This window comes from Kribbella sancticallisti (assembly GCF_039530625.1).
In the GTDB taxonomy this organism is placed as follows: domain Bacteria; phylum Actinomycetota; class Actinomycetes; order Propionibacteriales; family Kribbellaceae; genus Kribbella; species Kribbella sancticallisti.
The window spans coordinates 48,087-60,300 of sequence record NZ_BAAAOS010000063.1 but is presented as its reverse complement, the minus strand read 5'-3'; the positions used below and the strand labels follow the sequence as shown (position 1 = coordinate 60,300).

The following is a 12,214-nucleotide window of genomic DNA, read 5'->3' as shown; positions in this document are numbered from 1 at the left end:
TGGGTGAACGGACCCCGAGGACCTTGGTTCGGGGTGGAGGCGGTGCGAGTCTTGTAGACATGGGTGCAGCGCAGCGCAGTCGACGGTGGTTGGTACCGGTCACGGCAGTCGCGGTCGTGGCAGGTGTGGGAGCGTTCGGGCCGATGGTCGCGGACGCGTCGCCCGACCTGCCCAGGATCACCGCGCAGGATCTGCTGACCAAGGTGCAGACGGCCAAGGTCGACGGTCTGTCCGGCACGGTCACGTCCTCGACCGACCTCGGCCTGCCGTCGCTGCCCGGTCTGGACGGCGGCGCCAACCAGTTCCTGGACCTGATCACCGGTGACCACACCGCGCGGGTCGCGTTCGCGGGGCCGGACAAGGCCCGGGTCTCCGTGCTCGACCACATGGCCGAGCGGGTGCTGTCCACGGACGGCAAGACCGCCTGGGCCTATGACTCGTCCCGGCGTGAGGCCACCAAGATCACCCTGCCCGCGCGAACGGCCAGGCCGGAGGTCGCGCCGGAGAAGGAGGCGTACGACCCGCAGGCCGCCGCCAGGAAGTTCCTCGCCGCCATCGACCCGACCACCAAGGTCGAGGTGAGCGGCACGGAGTCGGTGGCCGGCCGCGACGCGTACAAGCTCCGGCTGGTGCCGAAGACCGACCAGACGACGGTCGGCTCGGTGACGCTGGCGGTCGACTCGAAGACGTGGATCCCGCTACAGGTCACGGTGATGCCGCGCACCGGTGAGGACCCCGCGGTCCAGCTTGGCTTCTCGTCGGTGTCGTTCGACGTACCGGCGGCGAGCACGTTCGCGTTCACCCCGCCGAAGGGTGTGAAGGTGACGGAGAAGAAGGTCCCGACCAAGGCGATCCCGGCCACGCCCGGCCACGGCAAGGTGACGCCGCCCAAGGCTGTCACTCCGGACAAGCCCGGGACTCCGGCTAAGCCCGGCACGCCGGCGAAGCCTGAGCCTTCGGACCGGCCGACCGTGATCGGCCAGGGCTGGGACAGCGTAGTGATGGTCCGTGGCCGCATCCCCGCAGGCAACGGCCCGCTCGACCAACTCCTGGCGAACGCCCGGACGGTCGAGGGCAGCTGGGGCAAGGGAAAGATCCTGACGACCAAGATGGTCAGCGCCCTGATCACCGACGACGGCCGGATCTTCACCGGCCTGGTCACCCCCAGCACCCTCCAATCAGCCGCAGCCAAGGCACCCCGCTGACAACCCGGCCCACCCCCGGAGACTCCGGCCCCACCATGCCCCCGGCCCCCACCCCGACGCCCAACCCCGCGCCGCCCTCCACCCCTGCGCTCGCATCTGACGCAGACCCCGCCGTAGCGCCTGCGGCTGCCTCGGCTGCGGGAGCCTCGGAGACGGCGCCTGCGGCCTCCTCCGCGGTCGCACCCGCGGCAGCCCCGGCAGCTGAGGCGCCGGAACTCGCGGCAGCTTCCGCCTCGGCGGCCTCTCCCGTGAATTCGCCTGGAGCTTCTTCTGTTTCGCCGAGCAAGGTGATCTCGGGGGCTGTGGTGGGTTCTGGGGTTGAGTTGCCGGTGGTTACGCGGGGGTTGACGAAGCGGTTTCGGGGTGGGCAGGTGGCCGTGGATGCGATCGATCTGGAAGTGCCGGCGGGGAGTGTTTTCGGGTTTCTGGGTCCTAACGGGTCGGGAAAGACGACGACCATCCGGATGTTGCTCGGGCTGATCACGCCCACCTCGGGATCGGTGGAGTTGTTGGGTCAGCCGATGCCCAAGGCTCAGCTGGAGGTGCTGCCGCGGGTGGGTGCGCTGGTCGAAGGGCCGGCGTTCTATCCGTTCTGGACCGGGCAGGCGAATCTGCTGCGGTTCGACGCGGCCGACCGGACTGCTGATCCGCGGACTCGCAAGTTGCGAGCGGGGCAGGCGCTGGAGCGGGTTGGGCTGTCCAACGCGGCAGGCAAGAAGGTGCGCGCCTATTCGCTCGGCATGCGTCAGCGGCTCGCGATCGCGGTCGCGTTGATGCAGCGGCGCGATCTGCTGGTGCTGGATGAGCCGACCAACGGGCTCGACCCGCAGGGGACCCGTGAGGTTCGTTCGCTGATTCGCGAGTTGGCCGATGACGGGACGACCATTTTCACCTCGACCCATCTGCTGGCGGAGGTGGATCAGGTCTGCACGCATGCGGCGGTGATGAGCCGGGGCCGGATCGTCCGGCAGTCCACGATGGCTGAGCTCCGTTCCGAGCTCCGGCCGCGCCTCGTCGTCCGTACGCCGGATCTGGAGCGGGCCGAGAACACCCTGGCCGGGCTCGGGCTGACCGAAGTACGGCGGCTGGAGGAGACGGTCGAAGGTGATCCCGGGGAGTTGCCGATCGACAAGTTGGCGGCTGCGCTGGTCGCCGCGGACGTCCGGATCCATGGCTTCGGTCTGGAACGGCCCAGCCTCGAGGACGCCTTCGTCGCGTTGACCGGGGAGGGCTTCGATGTCGCTGAGTGAGCGGACCACCGCGCGCACTGGCCCGTGGAACTCCACCACGGGCAGGTCGAGGTGAGCCCGATGGCGGTGAGCGAGACCGCCGACCGGCGGGATATGGGCGCTGTGTCCAGCCGTGGGTCCCGACCGAGTGCCGGGCGGCACACCCTTGCGCTGTTCCGGTCGGAGCTTCACCTTGTCTTCGGGCGGGCACGGACTTGGGTGACGCTAGCGGTGCTGGCCGGAGTCCCCGTGCTGGTCGGGGTGGCGATCAAGCTGTCCGGGTCGTCGGGTGACGCCGAGGGGTTCATCGGACAGGTCGCCGGGAACGGGTTCTTCCTGATCGTCGCGAGCCTGGCGCTGTCGATGCCGTTCTTCCTCCCGACGGCCGTCACGGTCGTGTCGGGGGAGTCGCTGGCCGGTGAAGCCAGCCTCGGCACCTTGCGGAACATGCTGACCGCTCCCGCCGGGCGTTCGAGGCTGCTCGCGGCGAAGATGGTCGCGCTGGCCGTGTTCTGCTTCGCCGCGACGGTGACGATCTTCCTCGCCGGCCTGATCGCCGGCTTCCTGCTGTTCCCGGTGGGCGACGTCGTCCTGCTGTCGGGGACCACGGTCTCGCTGGCCGACGGACTGCTGCGGGCGTTCGGGATCGCGATGCTGGTCGCGCTGTCGCTGCTCGGCCTGGCGGGGATCGGCCTGTTCGTGTCGTCGCTGACGTCGACGCCGCTGGCCGCGATGGCAGCCACCTTCGGCGCGTTCATCGTGTTCGGCATCCTCGGCGCGATCCCGCAGATCGATGTGATCCACCCGTGGCTGCTGATGTACGGCTGGGGCTCGTTCGCCGACCTGCTGCGCGACCCGCCGTACTGGGACGAGATCGTCCGCAACCTCCTGATGCAAGGCGCCTACCTGGCCGTCTTCTACGCAGCCGCCTGGGCACGCCTCACCAGCCGCGACATCAACGGTTAGTCTCGCCGGGTGCACCCCGACCTGGTCTCCGTACTGCGCTGCCCGGTCTGCGGGGATTCCCTCAGCCTGCAAGCCCGTACCGCGACCTGCCCGCGCGGGCACGCCTACGACCTGGCCAAACAGGGCTACCTCAACTTGTTGCCGTCAGCATCCACCGGGATCGAGGGCGACTCGGCCGAGATGATCGAGGCCCGCAGCACCTTCCTGAGCAGCGGCTTCTACGCGCCGATCCGGGACGCGCTGATCGCCCAGACCACCGGCGAAGGCCTGGTCGTGGAAGTAGGTGCCGGTACGGCGTACTACCTGGCCGGTGTCGTCGCCGCGAGTCCGGGCCGATCGGGGCTGGCCCTGGACGTCTCCCGGTACGCCGCCCGCCGCGCGGCCAAGGTGGACCCTCAGCGCATCGGCTCGGTGATCTGCGACGCGTGGCGAGAACTCCCGGTGCGGGACGGAGCAGCCCAGGTGGTGATCAACGTCTTCGCCCCGCGCAATGCCCAGGAGATGGCACGCATCCTTGCCCCCGGCGGATCCCTGCTCGTGGTGACTCCGAACCAGGCGCACCTGAGCGAGTTGGTCGAAGTACTCGGGATGGTGCGGGTGGACGAGGAGAAGGAACGGCGCTTGGCGGAGTCGCTGGCCGGGTCGTTCGAGCAGGTCGGCAGCGAGTCCGTGGAGGTCGTGATGCGGCTGGATCACCCTGCGGTGGAGCGGCTGGTGACGATGACGCCCAGCGCGCGGCACCTGCAGGCGGGGGAGTTGGCGGAGCGGATCGCAGTACTGGCTGACCTGGTGGAGGTGACGTTGTCCGTCACTCTTTCAAGCTGGCGGACTGCCTGATCTGCGGCAAGTCTCGGCGGCGGTTCGCGGACGGCCTGATCGGTGCCGGCTCGAGCACGGCACTGGCAGGCTTCCGCTCAGCGGCGAGGCGTCAGGCAGCGGCGTCGGTGAGTTCCTTGGCGACGGTGAGGCCGTGCTCCTGGGCGGTGACGTGGGCCTCTTGCTCGGAGACCTTGGACGCGTCGATCAGTTCCGCCATCGCCGGTGTGACCGGGGCCAGCGTGAGTTCGGCGACGGCCTTGCGGATGCTCATGTTGAACACCTCACCGAAGATGCGCTCCAGGTAACCGGTGGCGTAGTCCCAGCCTTCCTTGGGAGTGCCGGGGCTGTAGCCACCGCCGCGGGCCAGGGTCAAGATGACGGGCTTGTCCCGCAGGACCTCGCCGCCGCGCAGTTCCTGGTCGGTCATCACCAGGTCGATCCAGGTCTTCGCGTGCTGGGAGATTCCATAGTTGTACAGCGGCACCGCCAGCAGTACCGCGTCGGCGGACCGGATCTCGTTGCTGACTTCCTCGGCCAGGGCGAGGGCTTCGGCCTGGTCCAAGCGGGTGGCGTCGTCACCGGCGCTCCAGCCCATCTTGGCGCTGATGACGGTCGGCCAGACGGAGCCCGGAAGAGGGTGCCGGCCGAGGTCGCGCCGGACGACGATGCCGTCCGGGTGCTCGGCCTTCCAGGCTGCCTCGGCGCTGTCCGCGAGCGCTCGGCTGACGGAGCCCTCGACCCGGATGCTGGCGTCGACGCGAAGGAGGGTGGTCATGTGGTTCCTCTCGGAATGTTTCGGGGGACTTCGCTCGTAGTGAGCTGTCCTGAAGATAGTCTGTTCAGCAGAACATATTCAAGGCAGATCGTATTCCGAGTGGCATACACCACGTACGATGGGGTCCATGACCAGTTCGACGCCCGACGTGAGTGCCCGGGCGGCCCGCGGTACTCCGGTCGAGGCGGACCTCGGCTGGGCCCTTGGCGTCGTTTTCCGGCGGTACGCGAAAGCGGCCGCGGCGGCGCTGGACGACGTACCGGGCGGGCCGCGCGGCTATCAGGTGCTGGCGACCACGAATGCCGAGGGGCCGAAGCGGCAGTTGGACCTGGCGTCGCAGCTAGGCGTCGACCGGACCGTGATGACGTATCTGCTCGACGATCTGGAGAAGGCCGGGCTGGTTCAGCGGCAGGCGGATCCGGCTGACCGCCGGGCACGGTTGATCGTGCCGACCGAGCAGGGCAAGGAGACGCTCTGCGATCTGGAGCGCCGGCTGACCGAGGCCGAGCAGGACGTGCTGGGCAGCCTCGACGACGGCGAGCGGATGATCTTCCGGATGCTGCTCCAGCGGGTCGCGGTGAAGGCCGACCAGATCGACCCCCTCCGCAACGCCTGCACCCTGACCGACGAATCAGTAGACCCCGCCACCACCTGACCCCGCTTGCCCCCTCCCCGTCAAAGCAGCGCGTTTGGGGTGGATTTCAGCCCTGTTGGGGGGTGTTTTCCTCCCCACTCGCCCTCGCGCAGGTTTAGCGGAGGGGGACGAAGCCGGATTCGTAGGCTTGGATGACCGCCTGGGTGCGGTCCCGGGCGCCTAGTTTGGCGAGCAGGTTCGCGACGTGGGTCTTGATCGTCTGGACTCCGAGGATCAGCTCCGCCGCGATCTCCGCGTTCGAGAGGCCGCGAGCCATCAGGCGCAGTACTTCCTGCTCTCGCTCGGTCAGCTGGTACTGATCGAGGCCCGTCGGCTGGCTCTCCTGCTGGGAGACGTGCGCGAGCGCGAGTGCACGGATCGCCTCGGGGAAGAGCAGCGACTCGCTCCCGGCGACCGTGCGGATGGCCGCGATGATGTCGTCCGGGGGAGTCCGCTTCAGCAGGAACCCCGATGCCCCCGCCCGCAGCGCGTCGTACACGTAGTCGTCGTTCTCGAACGTGGTCACCACCAGCACCCGCGGCGCCGAATCGAGCCCGTCGAGCAGCAGCCGAGTCGCCTGGATGCCGTCGACCGCGGGCATCCGCACATCCATCAGCACCACGTCCGGCTGCGTACGGCGGACCACCGGGAGCACCTCGGCCCCGTCACCGGCCTCACCCACGACGGAGAGGTCCGGCTCCGCGTCGATGATGGCGCGCAGGCCGCTCCGGATCAGCGGCTCATCGTCCACCACGACCACCGAGATCTGTCCCGACGTCTGCCCCGAACTCTGCACTGTCATCCTTTCGTCGTGACGGCGACCGGGAGGGTCACCGCCAGTCGCCAGTGGTCCGCGACCAGGCCTGCTTCGACGGTTCCCCGCAGTACGGCGACTCTTTCACGGATGCCGGCCAGGCCGCGGCCGCCGCCCGAGTGGTCCGAGGCGCCGCTCACGGGGTTCGTCATCTCCAGCAACAGGCCCGAACTGCCGAGGTTGATCGACAGGTCGACAGTGAGGTCGCCGGCCGGGCGGCCCGCGTGCCGGATCGCGTTGGTGAGGCCTTCCTGGACGATCCGGTAGGCCTCGCGGGAGACCGCGGCCGGAAGTTGGTCCAGGTCGCCGGTTCGGTTGACCTCGACGGTGATGCCGCCGGCGCGGGTCGACTCGACCAGCCGGGTCAGGTTGCCGAGGGTGGCTTGGGGTGCGGTCTGCGAGCCGGGCCGGCGGTCGTCGCGGAGCAGCCCGAGCACGTGGTCGAGGTCAGCGAGCGCGGCGCGGGCCGAGGTCTCCATCGCGGCCAGCGCGGTCTCGGCGAACTCGGGATCGGTGGCGAGCACGCGCCGGGCTGCGGCCGCCTGAATGGTGACCAGGCTGAGCGCATGGCCGACGCTGTCGTGCAGTTCGCGCGCGAGTCTGTTGCGCTCGGCAAGCGTCGCGGTACGGCGCTCGAGGAGTTCGATCCGTTCGGCCGGAGTCGGGCCGAGCAGGCGGGGGGCGGCGTAGGCGAGCAGCGCTCCGATCGCCGCGGACAGCAGGAACACCGCGACGACGCCGAGCAGCGCGGCCAGCGGCATCCACAGGTCGGTCCAGCGACCGGTCACCTCGTAGCTGAGGTCGGGAAGGAGATCGTGTCGCCCGGGGGAGCGGAAAGGGGCCGCGAGCAACACTGCGCCGAGCCCGAAGACGAGGGTGGTGATGACGCCGACGAGACCGCCCGCGGCCAGGTGCAGCAGGAACCACGCCGCGGTACGGCGGCGCTGCGCCCAGGTGCGGGCCGGTCCGAGCGGACGCTCCTCGAAGTGGACCCCGAGCAACGACTCGACCGCGATGCCCTCGACCTCACGGACGGCGGGCAACAGGCCCAGTACGGCCGGCGGCGTGATCACGACCAGGCAGATCAGGATGGCGGTCAGTACGTAGTGAAGGTCGAGGTCGTCCAGCAGGGCGACCAGAGCACTGTCGACCAGGATGAACGCCAGCACCAGCGCCGCGCCCAGCAGCAGATAGACCCAGCGCAGATAGGTCGACCCGCGCACCAGCACCTTCACAGCCCCATCCTCGCAGTCCGCCCCGGTCACGCACCTCCCTCCACCGGGTGAGCGACGGGAGACGGACGGGTGAGCGATGGGAGACGGAGGGGTGAGCGATGGAGAGCGATTGCATGACCGAGATCACACAGCGGAGCGGGTTTACACAAATTTGTTGCTGAAAGGGCAGGTTCGGTCCGGGGGAACGTCGCGATCTGCTGTCCGGGCAGGTACGGTCTGTGGTCGGGGCGGGATGCCCGTCCGGTTGCGGACTGGCATGGGGAATCGGCTCCAGGACGGGCGGCAATCGGGTTCTGAGGGGATCCGGACAGTGTCGGTGCGGCGACGTAAAGACACTGTGAAGTCCCCGAGGGTCGATTGACCACCCTTCCATATTTGATGTTTGATCAAATATCGGAGAGGAGAGGTCCAGCATGAGGTTGAGGCGTTCGGCCGTCGCCCTGGTGGCGGTGCTAGCACTCGCGGGAGTCAGCGCGTGCAACGACGACAGCAAGACCAGTGCGAGCGGGGACGCACAACTGGAGAAGGTCAACTACCTGACCTCTTTCAACACTTTCGGCCGTGAGGCCTATGCCTATGTCGCCCTGGAGAAGGGCTATTTCAAGGACGCCGGGTTCGACGTCACGATCACGCCGGGCAGTGGCACGGTCGACGTGCTGAAGCTCGTCGCCGGCGGTCAGGCCGACTACGGGATCGGTGACTTCACCGCGACCGTGATCACGCTGGCCAAGCAGAAACTGCCGGTCACCTCGGTCGGGATGGTGCACCAGCGCTCGCTGGCCGCGATCGTCGCGCTCGGGGGTGGCAAGATCAAGACGCCGCAGGACCTGGTCGGCGCCCGGATCGGCGACCAGCCGGGCTCCACCAACACGGTGATGTTCCCGCTGTACGCGAAGGCGGCCAACATCCCGGCCGACCAGACCGACTTCATCCCGTCGCCCCCGCCGGGCCTGCCGGCTCTGCTGGCCAGCGACAAGGTGGACGGCATCGGCCAGTTCGTCGTCGGCGTGCCGCTGGTCGAGAAGGCGGACCCGAAGAAGCGCAAGGCCGTCGTGCTGCCCTACGGCGAGAAACTGCCGGACCTGTACGGCAACGCGATCGTCACCCGCAACGACCTGGCCAAGGATCACCCGGACCAGGTGAAGAAGTTCACCGCGGCGCTGCTGAAGGGCCTGCAGGACACGATCGACGACCCGGCCGCGGCCGCCGCGATCCTGAAGAAGTACGTGCCGAAGACCGACCTCGAGGTCGCCACCGCCGAGCTCAATCTGATGAAGCCCTACGTCAAGCCGGCGGACTTCAACGGCGCTCTCGGTGAGGTCGACCCGGGCCGGGTCGAGCGGATCATCGGCGCGCTGGTCGACGCCAAGCAGGTCCAGGCGGGGGCGGTCACCCCGGCCGACGTGGTCAACGACGCGCTGGCACCGAAGGGCTGAAATGATCCGGCTGGATGGCGTAGGGCAGGTCTTCGAGGGCCGCGGGGGCCAGATTCAGGCTCTCGAGGGGATCGACCTGCACGTCCAGGCGAACGAGTTCGTCACGCTGATCGGTCGCAGCGGGTGTGGCAAGTCCACCCTGCTGCGGCTGATCGCGGGGCTGCTGCCCCCGACGGCCGGCGGGATCGAGGTGGCGGGGGAGCCCGTCACCGGCCCCCGCCGCGACGTCTCCTTCATGTTCCAGCGACCGGCGCTGCTGCCCTGGCGGTCGGTCGTGTCGAACGTGATGCTGCCGGTGGAGATCTCCGGCGGCGACTCCGAGCGCAGCAAGGCGCAGTACCGCGACCGCGCGCACGAACTGCTCGAACTGGTCGGGCTGAACGGGTTCGAGCGCCGGCTTCCGCACGAGTTGTCCGGCGGCATGCAGCAGCGGGTCTCGCTGTGCCGGTCGCTGATCCGCAGTCCCAAGGTGATGCTGATGGACGAGCCGTTCTCGGCGCTCGACGCGCTGACCCGGACCGAGATGTCCGCGGAACTGCAGCGGGTCCAGATGGAACTGGCCACCACCATCGTCTTCGTCACCCACTCGATCGAGGAGGCCGTCGTGCTGGCCGACCGGGTGGTCGTCCTGACGCCCCGGCCCGGACGGGTCCGCGAGATCGTCGAGATCGAGATCCCGCGGCCGCGCAGCCTCGGCCAGAACGCCCACCTGACCGAGGTCGCCCAGGTCAGCGGCCGGCTGCACGGACTGCTGTCGGAGCGGGAGCGGCCGGTCGACACCCCTGAGGCCCGGCGATGACGAAGCGCTCCTGGCTGACCACTTCTCGGACCGCGGCGGCGCTGCTGCCGGTGCTGGGGCTGATCGGCGCGCTGGCGTTGTGGTGGCTGGCGACGATCGTCTTCTCGATCGAGAAGTTCCTGCTGCCGACTCCCGGCGACGTGATCAGCACCTTCCTCGACCAGCCCGCGTACCTGCTGAAGGAGACCTGGGTCTCGTTCAGCGAGACGATGGGCGGCTTCCTGCTCGCCATCGTCGCCGGTGTCCCGATCGCCCTGGTGATCGTCCGGTCGGTGATCCTGGAGCGGCTGATCTACCCGCTGCTGCTGGGCCTGAACGCGATCCCGAAGATCGCGATCGCCCCGCTGCTGGTGATCTGGATGGGCTTCGGGATGTTCCCGAAGGTCGTGATGGTGCTGCTGGTCTGCTTCTTCCCGATCGTCATCTCGACCGCGACCGGGATGAAGTCGACGCCGGTCGAACTGGTCGAGCTGATGCGCTCCCTGAACGCGAACCGGGTCCAGGAGTACTTCAAGCTGCGGCTGCGCTACGCGATGCCGCAGATCTTCACCGGCCTGAAGGTGGCCATCTCGCTGGCGGTGATCGGCTCGGTGATCGCCGAGTTCGTCGGCGCCCAGGCCGGCCTCGGCTACGTGATCGCGAACTCGGGAGCCAGCGCCGACACCCCGCTCGCCTTCGCCGCGATCACCCTGCTCAGCATCATGAGCATCATCTTGTTCTACGGTCTGGTGCTGCTGGAGCAGTTCCTGCTCCCGTGGGCGCAGGAGACCCGATGACCACCCAGGCCTCCGACGCCGATCGTCGCGTGCTGGTCCGGCCGGCCTGGCTGGAGGCGACCGTCTCGGCCGTCTTCACCGCGCTCGGGTTCGAGCCGGTCGACGCGGGCCGGATCGCCGCCGCCTTGGTCGAGGCCGACCTGCGCGGAGTCAGCTCGCACGGCGTGATGCTGGTGCCGATGTACGTCGAACGGCTGAACTCCGGCGGCGTCACCCGGGAACGGGAGCTGGACGTCGTGCACGACGCGGGCGCGGCCCTGGTCGTGGACGCGCGCGGCGGGATGGGCCAGCTGTCCAGCCCGCAGGCGATGGGACACGCGATCGAGCGGGCCGGCCGGTACGGGATCGGGCTGGCCTCGGTCCGCAACGCGCACCACTTCGGCGCGGCCAGCCGGTGGGCGATGCAGGCCGCCCAGGCGGGCTGCCTGGGGATCGCGATGTCGAACACGACGCCGCTGATGCCCGCACCCGGAGGGGCCGAGCGGGTGGTCGGCAACAACCCGCTGGCGATCGCCGTGCCGACCGAGGACGGGCCGGAGATCGTGCTCGACATGGCCCTGTCGGCCGTTGCCCTGGGCAAGATCCGGCTGGCGGCCTCGGCCGGCCGGCCGATCCCGGACAGCTGGGCGACCGACGCGTCGGGGTTGCCGACCACGGACGCGGAGGACGCCGTACTCGGGATGCTGCTGCCGGCGGCCGGGCACAAGGGGTTCGGGCTGGCGTTGATGATCGACGTGCTGACCGGAGTCCTCAGCGGCGGTGGCTGGGGCGACCAGGTCCGCCCGCTGTACCGCGAGCCGGACCGGCCGAATGACTGCGCACACCTGTTCCTGGCGATCGACCCGGGACTGCTGGGCGGGATCGAGGGATTCCGGCAGCGGTCCTCGGCGCTGGCCGAGCGGGTCCGGGGAAGTGCCACCGCACCTGGGGTGGACCGGCTGTACCTGCCGGGAGAGATCGAAGCCGAACGTGCCCAGCAGCAGCGGCGCAACGGCGTACTGATCGAGAGGTCCGGGCTGGACGGGTTGCTGGCGGCCGCGCGCACGGTCGGCGCGGTGGTCCCGACGGGAGGGGTGATGAGCTGATGCCGAAGCGGCAACTGACGAGTGAGGCGCTGCGGACGCCGAACGGGGTGTTCTCGCAGGCGACCACGATCGAGGCGACCGGCCGGCTCGTGTTCGTCTCCGGGATGACCGCGCGCCGGCCCGACGGCAGCATCGCCGGCGTCGGCGATGTGAGCGAGCAGACCCGGCAGGTCTGCGAGAACGTGCAGGCCGCGGTCCAGGCCGCCGGCGGCACGTTGGACGACGTCTGCCGGGTCGACGTGTACGTGCGGAACATGGAGGACTTCGCCAAGATCCACGAGGTCCGGGCGCAGTACTTCCACGAACCGCTGCCGGCCTCCACGATGGTCGAGGTCAGCAAGCTGGCCCACCCGGACTACCTGATCGAGATCAGTGCGATCGCGGTAATCCCATGAGTGGTACACGCGGCCCCCGGGTGGGTGATCACGTGCGCGGCGTCGA

General features: G+C 69.2%; 13 protein-coding genes. 10 read left to right on the top strand and 3 right to left on the bottom strand.

Going from position 1 to position 12,214, the window contains the following annotated elements; genetic code table 11:
• Positions 1-59: 59 nt before the first annotated feature.
• The 4 genes from ABD255_RS38900 (at position 60) to ABD255_RS38885 (ending at position 4,237) form a co-directional block, all read left to right on the top strand.
• Positions 60-1,205 (top strand): LolA family protein, encoded by a 1,146-nt coding sequence (locus ABD255_RS38900; protein ID WP_344221825.1) that lies wholly within the window; start codon positions 60-62, stop codon positions 1,203-1,205.
• Between the two features lie 248 nt (positions 1,206-1,453).
• Positions 1,454-2,455 carry an ABC transporter ATP-binding protein gene (locus tag ABD255_RS38895; protein WP_344221824.1) on the top strand — a complete coding sequence of 334 codons (1,002 nt, stop codon included), beginning with the start codon at positions 1,454-1,456 and terminating at the stop codon, positions 2,453-2,455.
• A 198-nt stretch (positions 2,456-2,653) separates the two neighbouring features.
• Entirely contained in the window at positions 2,654-3,400 is a 747-nt protein-coding gene (locus tag ABD255_RS38890) for an ABC transporter permease (RefSeq protein WP_486336055.1), read from the top strand.
• Positions 3,401-3,409: 9 nt separating this feature from the next.
• Complete coding sequence (locus ABD255_RS38885; RefSeq protein ID WP_344221822.1) at positions 3,410-4,237, top strand: putative RNA methyltransferase; 828 nt, start codon at positions 3,410-3,412, stop codon at positions 4,235-4,237.
• Between the two features lie 91 nt (positions 4,238-4,328).
• Here the strand turns inward: ABD255_RS38885 and ABD255_RS38880 are convergent, their stop codons facing one another.
• Positions 4,329-4,994, bottom strand: coding sequence for an FMN-dependent NADH-azoreductase (locus tag ABD255_RS38880; protein ID WP_344221821.1), 666 nt, complete (start codon positions 4,992-4,994; stop codon positions 4,329-4,331).
• Between the two features lie 127 nt (positions 4,995-5,121).
• Between ABD255_RS38880 and ABD255_RS38875 the strand changes: the two genes are divergently transcribed.
• Positions 5,122-5,649 carry a MarR family winged helix-turn-helix transcriptional regulator gene (locus ABD255_RS38875; protein WP_344221820.1) on the top strand — a complete coding sequence of 176 codons (528 nt, stop codon included), beginning with the start codon at positions 5,122-5,124 and terminating at the stop codon, positions 5,647-5,649.
• A gap of 94 nt (positions 5,650-5,743) precedes the next feature.
• Here the strand turns inward: ABD255_RS38875 and ABD255_RS38870 are convergent, their stop codons facing one another.
• Complete coding sequence (locus ABD255_RS38870; RefSeq protein WP_344221819.1) at positions 5,744-6,430, bottom strand: response regulator; 687 nt, start codon at positions 6,428-6,430, stop codon at positions 5,744-5,746.
• Positions 6,427-7,677: a sensor histidine kinase gene (locus tag ABD255_RS38865; RefSeq protein ID WP_344221818.1), complete on the bottom strand. Its 1,251-nt coding sequence runs from the start codon at positions 7,675-7,677 to the stop codon at positions 6,427-6,429. Before ABD255_RS38865 ends, ABD255_RS38870 begins: the two co-directional genes overlap by 4 nt.
• 413 nt (positions 7,678-8,090) lie before the next feature.
• Between ABD255_RS38865 and ABD255_RS38860 the strand changes: the two genes are divergently transcribed.
• Genes ABD255_RS38860 through ABD255_RS38840 form a run of 5 tightly spaced genes read left to right on the top strand, consistent with a single transcriptional unit; the run spans position 8,091 to position 12,168 of the window.
• Positions 8,091-9,113: an ABC transporter substrate-binding protein gene (locus ABD255_RS38860; protein ID WP_344221817.1), complete on the top strand. Its 1,023-nt coding sequence runs from the start codon at positions 8,091-8,093 to the stop codon at positions 9,111-9,113.
• 1 nt (position 9,114) lies between these two features.
• Positions 9,115-9,912, top strand: coding sequence for an ABC transporter ATP-binding protein (locus ABD255_RS38855; RefSeq protein WP_344221815.1), 798 nt, complete (start codon positions 9,115-9,117; stop codon positions 9,910-9,912).
• Complete coding sequence (locus ABD255_RS38850) at positions 9,909-10,688, top strand: ABC transporter permease (RefSeq protein WP_344221814.1); 780 nt, start codon at positions 9,909-9,911, stop codon at positions 10,686-10,688. Before ABD255_RS38855 ends, ABD255_RS38850 begins: the two co-directional genes overlap by 4 nt.
• Complete coding sequence (locus ABD255_RS38845) at positions 10,685-11,773, top strand: Ldh family oxidoreductase (RefSeq protein ID WP_344221813.1); 1,089 nt, start codon at positions 10,685-10,687, stop codon at positions 11,771-11,773. Before ABD255_RS38850 ends, ABD255_RS38845 begins: the two co-directional genes overlap by 4 nt.
• Positions 11,773-12,168 (top strand): RidA family protein, encoded by a 396-nt coding sequence (locus tag ABD255_RS38840; protein ID WP_344221812.1) that lies wholly within the window; start codon positions 11,773-11,775, stop codon positions 12,166-12,168. Before ABD255_RS38845 ends, ABD255_RS38840 begins: the two co-directional genes overlap by 1 nt.
• Positions 12,169-12,214: the final 46 nt, after the last annotated feature.